Origin of the sequence: Caldicoprobacter faecalis (assembly GCF_900115765.1) — a bacterium.
In the GTDB taxonomy this organism is placed as follows: Bacteria; Bacillota; Clostridia; order Caldicoprobacterales; family Caldicoprobacteraceae; genus Caldicoprobacter; species Caldicoprobacter oshimai.
In genome coordinates, this window is record NZ_FOXR01000009.1 from 1 (window position 1) to 16,320 (window position 16,320).

A 16,320-nucleotide genomic window follows, 5' to 3' on the forward strand; every position below is an offset into this window, starting at 1 on the left:
ACATGATATATTCTATCAAAAGCATAGAGGTAAAAAATGGATATCTATATCATACTGTTTCTTAAAAAGTGTTGCATTTAATATTGCAATTTTCAATAATTATATCCATAAAACATGCAAGAGTAAAATTGAGAATCGTAATATTCGGGATAACTATAGATTATAGGCTGGAAGCAACAGATTTTGAACAAGCGGCACCCAGCGCCAAAATATAAAAACCATGGCAAGGGGTATTACACCCTCTTACCATGGTTCCATCCGCCTTATCATGACCAGTATATCCCACCATATAGTATAAAGACAATGGCTTCGCAAAATCTACCGACATTAGGGAACTCATCAATATCTCACGCAATTTCTCCCATCATTTTTTGCCCTGTACATCATTGCATCAGCTCTCTTCACAATGGAATCCGCTGTATCACCTTCTTGGTATTCAACCACGCCAAAGCTGGCGGTCAGACTATCGTCGTTTCCCACTTTCAGCTGCATCAGTTTCTGGCGCAGTTCCTCGGCCAATTTCACCGCATCCTCCAGCTTGGTATTTGGAAGGAGGATTATAAACTCCTCACCGCCCCACCGTGCCAGAGTATCGGTTCTCCGTATTCGTCCCTTCACCATATCAACCGTGGCTTTCAGTATCAAGTCTCCCACTTGATGGCCAAAGGAATCATTGAAACTCTTAAATCGGTCTATGTCAAACATTATGAGCGTAAAGCTTTCGCCGTATCGCTGCGCCCGCAAAATCTCCTCTTCAAGCTTTTTGGTAAAATATCGGAAATTATACGCATTGGTCAGGGGATCGGTGATGGACATCTCGTAAAGCTGCCTCTCCATCTCTTTCTTTTCGGTTATATCATCCATTATGATTTGGGCACCTTTTACCATTCCATCCTTATTTAAAAGGGGTTTGATGTGAGTCCTGAGCCAGATGCTTTTTCCCGATTTTGATGTATAAGACTTTTCTACAGTCTGGGACAGGTTGTTTTCCATACACTCCTTTAATTTTTGCGACAGGCCTGCCTCGACAAGCAATGGAAATGTCAAGAAGTTTATACTACTGGTTTCCTCCACCCCCGGAGATCCGAGTATCTCCAGGGCTTTTTTGTTTATGTATACAATATTTCCCTCCACATCGCACTTCAATATACCAATGGGAGCCTCTTGTGCCAGCTCGACATACTGCTTCCTGCTCTCATCAAGTTCGTCCTCGACCTTTTTTCGTTCAGTGACATCAACCGCAAACATCATGCAGTATTTGGATCTCCTGTATTCAAAGAGCTGCAGGTATGCTTCTACGTAATACAGCGAGCCATCCTTCCTTCTGTGAACAGTATTAAGCACCACCCGCTCCTGTTTGCCATGCATCAATCCTTTAATGATTTCTCTCAAGGTTTCAGTATCCAGCTGTGGATTTATATCAAAAATCGTCATTGCCTCAAGCTCACGATAGCTGTATCCCAAATTGCTTGTGGCGGCCCTGTTGACCACCACAAACCTGAACGACTCCGGGTTAAATATATAGAGCTCATTTACGGAAGTCTCAAAAAGGCGTTCAAACATGGTGGCATACACGCTTGCTTCGTGCAGCCTCATAGCCATATCTATCGTGGAAAGCAGTGCAATCCTGTCGGTATCCTTGAGCACAAATCCATACGCTTTAACCCTTCTAATCTTCTCAATGATCTCCTTTGACGTGTTGGCGGTGAGAAATACAATTGGTACATCCTGCTGTTTCGATATGATATCCGCTGCCTCAATGCCATCCATTTCCCCGGCCAGCTCTATGTCCATCAAGATCAAATCGGGAATTATACCCTCCTCTATCCGCTGTACCACTTCTTCTCCCGTAGGCACGACCTCTACTTCAAAGCCATTTTTAACCAAAAAATCGGCCACCATGGCAGCCGTCAGGCGGCTGTCCTCAACCAGCAGAATCCTCTTTTTTTCAAGTTTTTCGCTCATATTCCAATTTCATCCCTTTGTAAAGTCAACAGATATTCCTCCTATAATCTAATCTCGCCTACTTAAAAAGTCAAGTACACAAAATCAATATGGATTATATACCCAAAACCTTACTATATATAGGTAAACCTCAGACAGCAATGTTAAACGCCGTATCGATGAGTTCAAAAACTCTGAAAATTTAAAGGCCGGCCCTAAAAGCCGGCCCACACAGCCAAAATAAAAGATAAGGAGCCGGGAAACGCCCTCTTAGCCCCTTATCTTTCATGCATCCAAGCGCTTCAGATATAGCAAAACCTCTTATCATATTCGTACCCTTATTTGGTCAGTCCCTTCCTCAGCCTTGATGCAAGTCCCCAATGAATCCTGAGAAGCCCTTATTCCCTTTATAACCTCCACCGGCGTGATGTTGCGCAGCAATACATTCCACGGCTTGGCAGCGTTATCCACGGTAACGGTGATGATATCGCCTTCTCTTTCGGCCCGCACGCGCATTTCAGCCTGGCCGTGGATGTTGGGAACCTCTGCCTCCACGGCATTGCCATCATCCAGCTGGAAGATATGGAAGGTTACATTCTGGCTGTAATCATAATCGGGCCTTGTATCAACTGCACCCACAGCAACTATGGAATTGGGCCTTACCCATAGGGGTAAGCTCATATAATCGTATTTCTCCCTTATCCATCGTCCGCCATCCACTACCCGTCCATCTAGGAAGTGAGTCCATCGCCCCTCGGGGAGGTAATATTTGGCTATGCCCTTATCGTTGAATATGGGAGCCACCAGCAGAGCCCCGCCAAGCATGTACTGCAGGTCAAGATAGCTGCACGTGGGGTCGTCTGGAAACTCGAGCAGCATGCTCCTCAGTACGGGAATTCCCTTTTGAGAAGCCTCGCAGGCCGCAGCATACAGGTAGGGCATGAGCCTGCATTTCAGCTTTGTAAAGTGCCTGACCACATCCACTGCTTCCTCGTCAAACAGCCAGGGCACCCGGTAGGAGCTGCTGCCGTGCAGGCGGCTGTGGGAAGATAGAAGGCCGAAAGCCGCCCACCTCTTATACAGGTCCGGCGTGGCGGTGTGCTCAAAGCCGCTTATGTCGTGGCTCCAGAAGCCAAAGCCCGACATCCCAAGGGATAGGCCTCCCCTCAAAGTCTCGGCCATTGACTCATAGCTCGCCGTGCAGTCGCCTCCCCAGTGAACCGGGAACTGCTGGCTCCCTGCCGTAGCCGACCTCGCAAACAGGCACGCTCCGCCTTTGCCGTACTTCTCCTCCAGCACCTCAAACACCGTCTTGTTGTATAAATAAGTATAATAGTTGTGCATCTTTACCGGATCCGACCCATCGTAATACACCACATCGGTGGGTATCCTCTCGCCAAAATCGGTCTTGAAAGCGTCCACGCCCATATCAAGCAGGCGCCTCAGCTCGGCTTTAAACCATTCCCGTGCCTCGGGGTTGGTAAAGTCGACCAGAGCCATGCCGGCCTGCCACATATCCCACTGCCACACATCGCCATTGGGGCGCTTGAGCAGATACCCGTGCTTCATGCCCTCTTCAAACAGCCTGGAACGCTGGGCAATATATGGGTTGATCCACACGCATATCTTGAGCCCTTTTTCTTTTAGCCTCCGCAGCATACCCTCAGGGTCGGGGAATACCCTCTCATCCCATTCAAAGTTGCACCAATGAAACTCCTTCATCCAGAAACAGTCGAAGTGAAACACATGGAGGGGGATATCCCTTTCAGCCATGCCATCGATAAAGCTGTTGACGGTCTTTTCATCATAGCTGGTGGTAAAGGAGGTAGTAAGCCACAGCCCAAACGACCAGGCCGGCGGAAGAGCCGGCTTGCCGGTAAGGTCGGTATACTTCTCAAGTACCTTCTTGGGTTCGGGGCCGTAGATTATGAAGTATTCGAGGTATTCGCCCGGCACGCTGAACTGCACGCGGCTTACCTTCTCGGAGGCTATTTCAAACGACACCTTCTCGGGATGGTTGACAAATACCCCGTACCCCTGATTGGTCATGTAAAACGGGACATTCTTGTAGGCTATCTCGCTGCTGGTACCCCCGTCTTCGTTCCACATATCCACCGTTTGCCCGTTCTTTACAAAAGGAGTAAACCGCTCACCCAGCCCATATACGCATTCCCCAACTTTAAGCAGCAGCTGCTCGTGCACGTACGTCTCACCGCTGTCCATGACTATATAGCCCATATTCCTGAAGCTGCTCTCGGTGACCAGCTCATCGTCTCGCCCCAGAAACTCCACCCGCCAGTCGCCCTGCTTTCTCACCCGTACCTTAAGCTGTCCCGAAATGAGCGAGGCGTATTCGTCACCATCCACGATCTCGACATTTACATCGCGCTTTTCGTTGATATTGAAAAACGGCGGCTTTTCAACCTTTCCCTTGTGATGGCATATCTTTACTCTGATAACGTCCTCCATGGGCGAGCTGAACTCCACCGTAAAGAGCAGGCAATTCAGGGTATCGCCCCTGTGCCTTATGTGCCTGCAGGGAGCATACACTATGAGGGAATTGCCCTTTATTTCCACGTCATGTACCTCTGCGGGAAAAAAAGCCTTAAGCCCTTCGCGCATCTGCCAATAACCGTTTGTAAACTTCATCCAATCACCCTTTCCTCTCAAGAAGCTTTGTGTATTTATACCTGTTGAAAACTTCTTAAAAATCCGGCACTCTTCTTTTTAAAATATTGCCGATAACACACAGAGTGGTTGACACACCCCTCGCTGATTTTAAAGCATTTTGAAGCTTAACCGAATACTTTCTTTAAAACCCTTATCCAACTGCCAAAATTCCGCTGTTGAGCCAACAAAGCGCCCTCTATCGGCTCTAGACAAGCCAAGCAGGCTTACTTCTGCCCATAATAGGCATTGGGCCCATGCTTGCGCAGAAAATGCTTATCAAGTAGCACCTGATCAATGGCCTTGACGTTGGGCGATAGAGCAAACGTGTGGAAAGCCAGCTTAGCCACCTCTTCCATCACCACAGCGTTGTGAACCGCTTCATGAGGGTCTTTGCCCCAGCTGAAAGGCCCGTGGCTTTTAACCAGTACACCGGGCACATGCATGGGGTTTATACCCCTTGCCCTAAACGTTTCGACTATGACATTTCCGGTTTCGGCCTCATAGTCCCCCTGTATCTCTTCAGCCGCCATGTCACGGGTACAGGGTATCTCGCCGTAAAAATAATCGGCATGGGTGGTGCCCAGCGCAGGAATGCCTCTTCCCGCCTGCGCCCAGCTGGTAGCCCACGACGAGTGGGTATGTACCACACCTCCAATTTCGGGGAAAGCGCGATACAGCACCAGATGAGTGGGAGTATCAGATGAAGGCCTGAGCTTTCCCTCCACTTGATTCCCATCAAGGTCCACCACAACCAGGTCTTCCAGCTTTAACTCTTCATAAGGGACACCGCTTGGCTTTATGACCACCAAGCCCTCTTCCCTGGATATGCCGCTGACATTGCCCCAGGTATATATAACCAGGCCTCGCCGGGGCAGCTCCAAATTGGCCTCGAGCACAGCCTCTTTAAGCCATTTAAGCATATTAAAACATCACCCCTTCTTTATCCTCTAGTTCTAATCGATACAATTGAAAGCCCGTTGTTTCGTCAATATATTTCCCTCTTCCTTCAATCACTAATGCTTTACTGCTTCAACCAAAAACTCAATCAGCCTTAATTATTCCCATGAATGAAAGACGGGCGTCATTTCCCTAAATTCAACATTTCCTCCACACATCTCCCTCAGCATACCGCAAAACTCGTCCCAGTCCACAGGAACGACAACCTGCATGGTGACTTTGTCGCTGTATTCCACCCAGACAACGTGTACGCCCTTCTGACGCAAGAAATACTCCACCTGTCCTATGTGAGCATAGTCTAAATATATAATGCCTCTGGGGCTCAATACCATACGCCTTGTCCCGGCCCTATCCAAGACCTCAGCAGCAGTTCTAGAATAAGCCCTGACCAGCCCATTGGCACCAAGCTTTATCCCGCCAAAATAGCGCGTTACCACCACCAATACATTTTTGAGTTCCCTGTTTTGTATCACCTGCAGTATAGGCATCCCGGCAGTGCCGCCGGGCTCGCCATCATCGTTAAACCGTTGAACCAAAGCTTCCTGTCCTACTATATAGGCATAACAATGATGAGTGGCATCAGGAAACTCGGCCTTTACATCTTGAAGCCTTTCAAGGGCCTCACCCTCTGAACTTACATAGAATGCATCCCCTATGAATCTGGATTTCTGTATCACGATTTCATGCCGAGCTCTTTGCTTGATGGTGCAGTATTCCCTATTCATCATGTACGAGCGCAAGAGACCCTCTCTTCTTCAAGAGGGAGTCTCTTGCGCCTTTCCTCCCTTTCTGACACCAAAGTTTTTTACCCCTCTGCAAGTTTTAACCTGCTGTATACCTTATCCGCCGAAAGGCTTCTTACAACAAAGTAACCGCCCCTTACACCGGAAAATATCCCTTTCTCTTGCACATCGCATTTTGCATAACGCCAGATGCCTCTCATCTTTGAATCCCCAGTATTACATCTACCGCCACCGGCTGCATCCCTTTTAAATTACACCCATATTCTTAAGATTATCTATGCTCAGCTTAACGCTCTCCAACGGCGGCCTTTGGCACACATCCTGCTCAACTATTCCCCATTGAACCCCTATTTCCCTGGAGACCCTTATGATGCCGGCAATATCGATGCAGCCCTCTCCCACCTCAGCAAAGGGCGGTTCCTGGCCCTTGATCATATCTTTGAGATGCACCATGGTAACGCGGCCCGATAAGCCCTTCAAATAATCAACAGGGTCGACGCCTGCATACTGGACCCAGAAGGTATCCACCTCAAGCTTGACCACATCGGCATCGGTGTTATCAATTAGGATATCCAGCCCATACTTGCCATCAAACTTCTGAAATTCAAAGGCGTGGTTGTGATAGTGCAGGTTAAGACCCGCCTCTTTAATTTTCTTGCCCATGTCCTGCAATTGTCTTGCAACGGCTATCCACGCTTCCTTGCTGTTCCGCCTGTTTTCAACAAGATAGGGTACTGTTATATCCTTAAGCCCGATCCCCAGCGCATAGGAAATCTCGCCGTCCAAATCTTTCTCCAGCCTCTCTATTGCCACATGGCTGTTTACTGGAACTAAATTAAATTCTCTCAACGCATCCCTTAGCTCATCTGCTGGGAGTCCACCATACCCCGCAAACTCCACACCTTGATAACCGAGTTCAGCCACCTTTTTTAAAGTACCTATAAAGTCCTTTTCGGCCTCACTTCGCAGAGTATACAACTGTAAAGCGATGGGCATTTTAACAGACATAATAAACACCCTTTCTTTATTTGATATGTACCTATGTTACATTATACCACAGTTCAAACTCTTTTGAATACGAATTTGGTCTTGAAATTAGATTTTCAATCCATTAAACTTAGAGCATGTATACTCAAGTAAACAGGTGCTGGTTTTAAAGCTTTTAATTTTGACCAAAGGGGGACAACGTTGTAGTTATATGCTGGGCTACTCATAGCATATAAGCTTTGCTGGAGGATGTTTTATGTTCGAAGCGATGCATTATTTTCTAATATAAGGTGTCACCCGAATTAAACTGAAAAATTTTTAAAATTAAAAACAGGAGGGACCATATCATGAAGAGGGAAGAAATGATTCAAAGGGCAAAAGAGCATTTCGGGAAGCTCATTGAAGAGCAACTCGAAAGGATAGAGAGGATGAAGAGCCAACAGGACTTTATCGATTACAATAAGCTGCCCACAATAGTGATCGGTATAGTCGGCGGTGATGGCATCGGCCCATACATCACCTCTCAAGCTCAAAGGGTGCTGGAGTTTTTGCTTCAGGATGAGGTGAAAGCCGGCAAAGTAACGTTCAAAGTCATAGATGGGTTGACCATCGAAAACCGCGCAAGGCACAACAAAGCCATCCCCGATGATGTATTGGAGCAGCTCAAACAGTGCCACGTAATACTCAAAGGCCCCACCACCACGCCAAGAGCGGGAGACCCATGGCCAAACATAGAAAGCGCAAATGTGGCCATGAGAAAAGAGCTTGACCTTTTCGCCAACGTAAGGCCTGTCAAGATACCCCAGGAGGGCATAAACTGGACCTTCTTCCGCGAGAACACCGAAGGTGCCTATGCTGTTGGCAACAAAGGCATTCACGTCAATGAAGACCTGGCCATAGACTTCACCATAACCACCTACGAAGGGTCATACAGGATCCTCAAAGCCGCTTTTGATTATGCCCGCAAGACCGGCTTAAACAGGGTAACGGTAGTGACAAAAGCCAACGTCGTCAAAACCACAGATGGAAAATTTCTAGAAGTAGCCCGAGAAGTGGCCAAAGAATATCCCGAAGTTGAATGGGATGACTGGTACATCGATATCATGACTGCAAAGCTTTTGGACCCCAAACGCAGAACGCAGTTCAAGGTGATAGTTTTGCCCAATCTTTATGGGGATATACTGACCGACGAGGCCGCCGAACTGCAGGGAGGCGTAGGAACCGCCGGAAGCGCCAACATCGGGAAACGCTATGCCATGTTCGAGGCCATACACGGCTCTGCTCCGCGCATGGTGGAAGAGGGCCGTACCCAGTACGCCGACCCCAGCAGCATAATCCGCGCTGCAGGCATGCTTCTTGAACATATAGGCTATGGGGATAAAGCTAAAAAGCTGGACATGGCACTGGATATTTGCGGAACATACGAGAAAAAACTGGTCATAACCGGCAGGGATACGGGAGCCACAGGCGCCCAATTTGCCGATTACGTAATGGAAACGCTGTCTGATGAAAACCTGGAGAATCGCTGGGCAGAATATACAAATCTGCTCAAAGATTGACATTTGACAGTCTCATGAATCCATTAAAAAAGCCAGGGCAAACAAGATTATAACAGCTTTGCCCTGGCGTAAATTTTATGCCAATCACTCCAAAATAATTTTTATATCCCTCAAATTTTTATCCAGCAGCTCAAGGTATTTTTTGTAAAACATATCGCTGTGCTGCTTTTCCCATTCAGCCAAGTCGGTGAGCAGCTTTTTGACCTCAGGCTCGTCCACCGCCTGAGCTGCCTTGTTGTAGAAGTGCCAAAAGTCGGTCTCTATCAAATAGGCCATACGCATTACCGATACATCCGACACCCCTACATCCGCCTCTTGGAGCATATCGGAATTATCTGCCAATATATGAGGGTCTCTGGCTTTAAAATTGTCATCCACCACCCATGAGATATCTATGGGAGCCTCTGTAAAGCCCAACTTATCATATTCCTTCTTTAAGGTGTCAAAGTGCTGCTTTTCAATTTCAATCAGCTCTTCAAAGATGCGCTTTGTCTCCTCCGAGACATCCTTCTCAGCATAAAACTCATAGAAATCCTTGGCGTTTTTCTCCATTCTCATGGCAAATTTCAATATCTTCCTGATCTTTTCCATAAAAATCCTCCTATTCGTATTATTAATTTTATGTTCTACTACTCTAATACTACTACTCTAATACAAAATACCACACTGCGATAACAGTTGGGCTCTGCTATCATACGGCATTATACCATATCAGTCTTAAATAAATCTTAAATGAAATCATTTAAATACCCCTTTATCTTTTGTATATCGACGGGCCTATCTATAAGTGCAGGGCCTTCCCTTAAGAATTCAATCTTATCGCAGTATGTGGGTTTTTCTTCGCGATAGATTATGCCAATGGGTATACGGTCCCCCCACTCCATGGCCTTTTCCATGGCCTTCAGCTTATCGGTAGGGTCATAGCTCTCATCTAGTTTGTAAACCCTTTTGCTGTACCACTGAAAGGTGTTTACCTTATTAAAGCTGACGCAGGGCTGGAGTATGTCCACCAGAGAATACCCCTTGTGCTTTATGGCCTCCACCATGATCGATGTCAAATGTTCTTTATCGCCGCTGAAGGCCCGTGCCACAAAGCCTGCACCCAGCGCTATAGCCAGAAGCACTGGGTTGAGAGGCGGGTTTATATTGCCCGCAACCTGAACCTCGGTAACATGACCCAAATCAGTGGTGGGAGAGGCCTGCCCTTTGGTAAGCCCATATATCTGGTTGTCGTGCACAAAATGGGTTATATCGACGTTTCTCCGTATGTTATGTATGAAGTGGTTTCCGCCTTCACCGTATGAATCGCCGTCCCCGGTGTGCACGATAACGGTAAGGTCCTTATTCACCATTTTGGCTCCCACAGCGGCCGGAAGCGCCCTACCGTGCAGGCCGCAAAACCCGTTTGTGTTTATATATTGAGGTGTCTTGGCGGCCTGACCTATCCCCCCAACGATTAGCACTTCATGCGGCTTTTTCCCGAGAATCTCCAGGGCATTTTTCAATGCTTCAAGGATATTAAAATTGCCACAGCCGGGACACCATGCAGCCTCTGAAATGACATAATTTGTATTGCTCATAAGCCCTACTCCTTTTCCCTCACTTTCTCAAAGATATATCGTGGGCTCATCGGCCTTCCGTCGTATTTCAGTACGCTGAAGTCGCAGAATATCCCCGCCACCTCGGCCACCAGAGAGGCAAGCTGTCCGGTGGCATTTTGTTCTACGTTTATTATCTTCTTTGCCTTTTTGGCCTTTTCCACAAGCACCTTGGTAGGCAAAGGCCATACATCGCCAAACACCAGAGCAGCATATCTTGTACGCTGCCCGCTATTCAACATCGACACCGCTTCAGCCAGCGGCCCCCAGGTTGAACCCCACGCCAAAATCAACACATCAAAGTCGTCGTCGCCCAAAAACCAGGGCTCCTGCAATTCCTGCTTCAGATACTCCAGCTTTCTCAGCCTTTTGTCCACCATCTGCTGCCTGACGTCTGCCGATTCGGTTATATGGCCGTACTCGTCGTGTTCATCGCTGTCCACCAGCACCGTAACGCCAGGGATTTTACCCGGTATGACCCTGGGCGATACTCCTGTGGGAGTGATTTTGTACCTTTTGTAAGGCTTATCCTCCACAGTATGCGTTATGTACCTCTCATGGCGTATTCCATCGAAATCAAATGGCTTTATGGTCACCGTCGAATCGGCAAGGAATTGATCGCTCAAAAGTATGACTGGAATCTGATACTTATCGGCCAGGTTGAAGGCCCTCACCGTCTGGTAAAAGGCATCTTCAGCATTTCTGGGCGCGATGACCATGCGTGGAAACTCCCCTTGGGAAGCTGAAATCACGAATTTCAGGTCGCCCTGCTCGGTCCTGGTGGGAAATCCGGTTACCGGGCCCGGACGCTGCACCTCGACTATGACCAGCGGCACTTCAAGCATGCCGGCCAGTCCCAGCCCTTCCACCATGAGGGAAAACCCTCCGCCCGATGTACCAGTCATGGCTCTTGCCCCTGCATACGAAGCGCCGATTGCCATGTTTATGGCAGCAATCTCATCCTCGGCCTGCTCAACCACTATTTCAGCGTCCATCATCTTTGAAGCCAGATAATTCATTATGCTGGTTGACGGAGTCATGGGATAGGCCGAATAGAATTTGCAGCCCGCCGCCAGCGCTCCGAGGGCAATGGCCTGGTTGCCATTAATCAATATGTTTTCGCCTTCCTTGGGCAAGGATAGGCTATTTTTCGGCAATGATAGGTTATCCCCAGGCAATGACAGGTTGTACCTTGGCTGTACCAGCTTGCTGCCCTCCAAAACGGCCTCGGCGTTTTGCCTTGCTATATCGGGCCGAAAGATCTTCGAATATACGGCCTCAACTTCGGTCGCTGAAATGCCTAGCAGCGCTAGTGCCGCTCCCAAAGCAGCGCTTCCTGACACCCTGGCATTTCCGACCCGCCTGGCGACCTCCATCAAGGGAAGCGCCATTACCCTGTCATCGGCGTGAGCAACCTGCTTATCGCAAATTACAAAACCGTCCGCCTTAAGCCTGCCTATGTGTAGGTCAACCGTTTCCTCGTTCAAAGCTATTATGCCATCCAGTTCATCTGCGTGAGAAAAAAGCTCTTGGTCTCCAAAGCGTATCTGAACGAAGTTGTGGCCACCGCGTACCCTTGACATGTAATCCCTTATGCTGAAAACCTTGAAGCCATTTCTCTGGAGCACCTTTTCGAACACGCTGGACAGGGTCTCCACCCCCTGACCGGCCGCGCCACCTATCAGGATACTGTAATCCATCTTTTCACTCCCTTGTTTCTTTCTTTAAATTACGGTAAAATGGCTTTCTTACACACTGCCTACCTTGACAAGCCGCTTATTTAAAACCCCCTTTCATATACAAAATACCAAAAACAGAATAAAGATGCTAACCGCGCACCTCCCAAAATTCCGAATGATTCTAAAGGATTTATACCACTGTATCTCGTTTCGAAAACAAAGATTCTACTCTTTTATTGTTTATGTTCAATATCGTATCGGGATAACAATATACAGCATCAAACTTCCCATCAGCATCTACAATCTTGCAATAAGTACTTACGCCGGCAGAAGAACCTACTATTCCGGCTTTTACCCCCTTGCCCGCTACCAGCATTCCTCCCAATACTATACTTTTGGGATCTTTGAAAATAATGCGGTTTTTAGCAACTATCTTGGATTGATAGCTTCCACGCCCTGTTACAAAAACGCTCCCACTGGCCAAAATCAAGGAGTTCTCACAATAGCTGAACGTTATGTTCATATTGGCGACATAGCGTTGTTTAAGGACATTTTCATACTCGACAAGCTCAGTATAAATGTGATGTATTTCATCTAAACTGTCTATCCGAAAAGCATTAACGCCAAACAACTTATCTTTTATTTTATGCAGCAATTTTAAAATATCGCTGGCTTCTTCCTCTTCCATGAGGGGCAGTATATTCTCTATATCCTCCACAAGCGTCTTAAGCTTAGTATTTTCGTTTATCAATTTATATACAACATGTCCTATGCTTCCATTCCTTTGCCGTAAATACATCACGGTTACTTTTTCAACAATAGCCTTCAATTCACGATTAATTCTTCCTATGGTAGGGAGTACAAACAAATGTTGGACGATATTGCCGCCTGCTGTGACCTTGCATTTGATGACTTTGCCGTGTATCTCTACATTTCTACCTGCTTTTATTGTCGCATGATAGCAGTTCCCGTAAATTATAATGTCCCCTCCAGCTATCACTTTCAAGCCGTCCTTTACATCACCTTTCACAACCACGTCACCATCAAACCTAATATTGCCTGTATCCACATTGACGTCACTGGGAACGGTCAATACTGGGTGTACACTCACTACGCCTTTCTCCAATACAGGCCTTCCGGGGATAGTTGCCACAATTCTGTTATTATCTAAAAGCATTGCACCTTTCCCTGCTTTAAACACCGCTTCTTGGGCGGGACGCGCTTTAATAACCTCTCCAGTAACCGTCATTCCATCCATGCCCGGTATAGCAGGAACCACCTTTTCAGCCAATATTTCCCCTACTTTAACCGTGGGAATAATGGTGTGATCCATCATATCCACTTTTTTGTCAGTATCAAAATCAGGGTTTCTATAGCTATGTTGGGTGAAAAAGTACTTTACACGGGCGTCAACGCCATCAATCGGTGGTCTCCCTTTTGCCACAACTGCACTTCCATTTCTTGGTAATTTAAGTAACTTTTCAATTTCTTCTATGAGTATGAACTCTGGTAAGACTCCATTCTTAATCAACTCTTGAATACACTGTTCAACCGTGATATCAGGTGGCGGAATTTCCTCATAATCTCCGCTAACCACAATGCTGTTGCCGGCTTTTACATCCCTCAAAAAGTACTTTTTCCCTGGTATCCTTTCGATTTTTAAGATTGCCTGCATCTTATCGGGTGTAATATAAACCTCCACGCGGGACACCGGAGGGATTTCCTTGGGTATAACCTGTATCCAATCTCTTTCTGTGACCACACATGATCCAACCGCTCTTTGGCCATTTATATATACTTCGATGTTTTGATCATTTACAATTAAAGAAGGATATTTCCCTCCACTCACGGGATTCTTGACTCTCACAACCCCATCTTTAATCTCTACTGTTCCATCAATGGGTTTAACACTTTCAATCACTTTTTCCCTCTTTTGCCTGGATACCTCTATCCTATAAACCCCTCGCCACCTGATAATTCCCCAAAGCATGGAACCCGGCGGCCTTATAGTATAAACCCTCAAATAATTTCTATGGCAGTTATAATACTTTTCAGCCCTGGATAGCGCCTCTTCTACGCTATCTGCCTTAAACAGCATGCCCTTCCCCTTTCGTCTCTTAACTAAGACGTTTAACCTTATTGATTTTTCCTTCATCCTCCTTTGTCAGCAAATTCAGAAAAATTTCCACAACCCGTGGGTCAAACTGCGTTCCAGCGTTCCTCTTTATTTCCGCAAGCGCCATTTCCCGGCTCATGGCTTTGCGGTACACACGATCGCTGGTCATAGCGTCATAGGCATCAACCACCGCCAGAATGCGGCACAGCAGTGGAATCTCTTCCCCCTTTAACCCTCTCGGATACCCGTGCCCATCCCAGCGTTCATGGTGATACAGTATATACTCAGCAATATGTACCAGCTCCGAAATGCCCTTTGCAATGCGCCAGCCAATCTCGGGGTGTTTTTTCATCTCCTCCCACTCTTCCGCGGTCAGCGGTCCCGGCTTTTTCAGTATGCTCTCATTTATACCGACCTTGCCTATATCATGGAGTACAGCCAGGAGGGCCAATTCATCCAGTTCCTTGGATGAGAGCCCCATTTTTCTGCCTATTGCCAAGCAATAGCTTTTCAATCGCTCGGCATGCTCCTCAGTCTCCGTACTTTTGGCAAACAGCGCCATAAGAATGCTGCTAACCACGGCATTGCGATAGCTTTTCTCCTCCATAAGCTTGGTACGATGCATCATCTCTTCTGCTTCTTTAACAACCTGATTCAAGCTTTCCAAGGGCTTTTTCTTTACCGCATAACCAATGGCCAGGCTGAGCTGCACCTCCCCCTCTTTCTCTTGTAGGCACCTGCTTTTTATCCTCTCCACAATTTTTTCGGCAGCCCTTGCTGTAATGCGTGGCAGAAGAATTAAAAATTCGTCTCCGTCCCATCTGGCTACTATATCGGTTCTCCTGCAGCTTTCCCTCAATATCCTGGCAGCCCTTTTAAGCAGGTTATCCCCTTCCTGAACCCCAAACATGTCGTTGACCAGCTTAAGCCCGTTGATATCAGCCACTATAACAGCAATGGAAAATGCTCTGGAAGAAGCCTGCCATCTTGCGAACTCTTCTTCCACAAAACGCCGGTTGTAAAGCCCGGTTAGCGGGTCACGGTAGCTCAAACTGTTAAACTTCTCCTGCCATACCTTTTCCTGCGTGATATCGCGAAACACCATGACTGCTCCCACTGTTTGGCCTTTCATATCTTTTATAGGCGCTGCCTTTATTGGTGTAACACTATCAGCTATCAGTACCCTACACCCTTCTTTGGTTACCAAGGCAGTATGTTTGGCCAAGCTAACAGTACTTCCTGTCCGCAAAGCTTCAGCTATGGGGTTCTCTACCATTTCCCCTGTATCCTCATTTATCAACTTAAAAACCTCATCAAAAGGCTTTCCCTTTACTTCATCCTCGCTCCAGCCAGTGATCTGCTGTGCGGCTGGATTGAGCATGCTAATCCGACCGGCCTGATCAGTAGTAACAACGCCCTCACCGATGGAAAGCAGGGTAATCCTGTACAGTTCTTTTTCGCAATACAGTTCTTCTCTATACCTTTCTCTGTCAGTGACCTCAAACCTCTCATTAAATACCGCGTCAGGCTCTGTAGTAAGGTCATTTATCCTACTCTCCTTCTCTCCCAAAGCATTCTCCAATTCCACTTCTTTGGTGACATCCTGAAATACCGTAACAAAATGCTCCTTATCTATTGCAAAAGCTGTTATCTTATACCAGCGCTTCAACGATTCCAGATATTGTTTAACCTCCTGTGTTTGTCCACTTAAGGTTACCCCTTCATATAAGCCTATCCAATCAAAAGCCCTCAGCTCTGTACCATACAAGACTTCCTTTACTCCCTTGCCTACGATAGCTTTCTTTGTTAACCCAGTCAATTTTTCAAATGTAGGATTAACATCAAGAAAGATGTAATCCTTATTCCCACCTTGCTCCTCAATCAGCTTGTGAATAGCACAGCCAAACGGGATCTGCTGCAGAATTTTTCGCATGATTTTCGCCTTCATTTTATCCCCCTTACCCCTAACTTGCTAATTTATAAAAATAAAAGGCCGTTGCAGCACCCTACCATATAGAAATACACAGCACAAGTCTAAAGTTGTGGTGCCCAACAGCCCTTCATGGT

The 16,320-nt window shown here is 46.9% G+C and carries 12 protein-coding genes; 1 reads left to right on the forward strand and 11 read right to left on the reverse strand.

Features of this window, described 5'->3' with window-relative positions; genetic code table 11:
- Positions 1–339: 339 nt before the first annotated feature.
- From BM241_RS05135 to BM241_RS05155, 6 genes are all read right to left on the reverse strand, one after another.
- Positions 340–1,965: a GGDEF domain-containing response regulator gene (locus tag BM241_RS05135; protein WP_092282194.1), complete on the reverse strand. Its 1,626-nt coding sequence runs from the start codon at positions 1,963–1,965 to the stop codon at positions 340–342.
- A gap of 303 nt (positions 1,966–2,268) precedes the next feature.
- Positions 2,269–4,593, reverse strand: a complete 2,325-nt coding sequence (gene yicI, locus BM241_RS05140) for an alpha-xylosidase (RefSeq protein ID WP_025747813.1) — start codon at positions 4,591–4,593, stop codon at positions 2,269–2,271.
- 245 nt (positions 4,594–4,838) lie between these two features.
- Entirely contained in the window at positions 4,839–5,534 is a 696-nt protein-coding gene (gene araD / locus BM241_RS05145; RefSeq protein ID WP_025747814.1) for an L-ribulose-5-phosphate 4-epimerase, read from the reverse strand.
- Between the two features lie 135 nt (positions 5,535–5,669).
- On the reverse strand, positions 5,670–6,311 hold the full coding sequence (locus tag BM241_RS05150; protein ID WP_143094057.1) for an IMPACT family protein: 642 nt from the start codon (positions 6,309–6,311) through the stop codon (positions 5,670–5,672).
- Between the two features lie 65 nt (positions 6,312–6,376).
- Positions 6,377–6,514, reverse strand: a complete 138-nt coding sequence (locus tag BM241_RS12410; protein WP_156925091.1) for a hypothetical protein — start codon at positions 6,512–6,514, stop codon at positions 6,377–6,379.
- Positions 6,515–6,560: 46 nt separating this feature from the next.
- The gene (locus BM241_RS05155; protein ID WP_025747816.1) at positions 6,561–7,322 is read right to left on the reverse strand and encodes a sugar phosphate isomerase/epimerase family protein; all 762 of its coding nucleotides are present in this window, start codon (positions 7,320–7,322) and stop codon (positions 6,561–6,563) included.
- Between the two features lie 326 nt (positions 7,323–7,648).
- Between BM241_RS05155 and BM241_RS05160 the strand changes: the two genes are divergently transcribed.
- Positions 7,649–8,860 (forward strand): isocitrate/isopropylmalate family dehydrogenase, encoded by a 1,212-nt coding sequence (locus BM241_RS05160; RefSeq protein ID WP_025747817.1) that lies wholly within the window; start codon positions 7,649–7,651, stop codon positions 8,858–8,860.
- Between the two features lie 84 nt (positions 8,861–8,944).
- Here the strand turns inward: BM241_RS05160 and BM241_RS05165 are convergent, their stop codons facing one another.
- From BM241_RS05165 to BM241_RS05185, 5 genes are all read right to left on the reverse strand, one after another.
- Entirely contained in the window at positions 8,945–9,451 is a 507-nt protein-coding gene (locus tag BM241_RS05165; protein WP_025747818.1) for a ferritin family protein, read from the reverse strand.
- Positions 9,452–9,588: 137 nt separating this feature from the next.
- Complete coding sequence (locus BM241_RS05170) at positions 9,589–10,440, reverse strand: 2-oxoacid:ferredoxin oxidoreductase subunit beta (protein WP_092282195.1); 852 nt, start codon at positions 10,438–10,440, stop codon at positions 9,589–9,591.
- A gap of 5 nt (positions 10,441–10,445) precedes the next feature.
- Complete coding sequence (locus tag BM241_RS05175) at positions 10,446–12,158, reverse strand: 2-oxoacid:acceptor oxidoreductase subunit alpha (RefSeq protein WP_092282196.1); 1,713 nt, start codon at positions 12,156–12,158, stop codon at positions 10,446–10,448.
- Between the two features lie 169 nt (positions 12,159–12,327).
- Complete coding sequence (locus BM241_RS05180) at positions 12,328–14,292, reverse strand: DUF342 domain-containing protein (RefSeq protein ID WP_092282197.1); 1,965 nt, start codon at positions 14,290–14,292, stop codon at positions 12,328–12,330.
- Positions 14,255–16,201, reverse strand: a complete 1,947-nt coding sequence (locus BM241_RS05185; protein WP_242948264.1) for an HD domain-containing phosphohydrolase — start codon at positions 16,199–16,201, stop codon at positions 14,255–14,257. The genes BM241_RS05180 and BM241_RS05185 overlap by 38 nt, the downstream gene beginning before the upstream one ends.
- Positions 16,202–16,320: the final 119 nt, after the last annotated feature.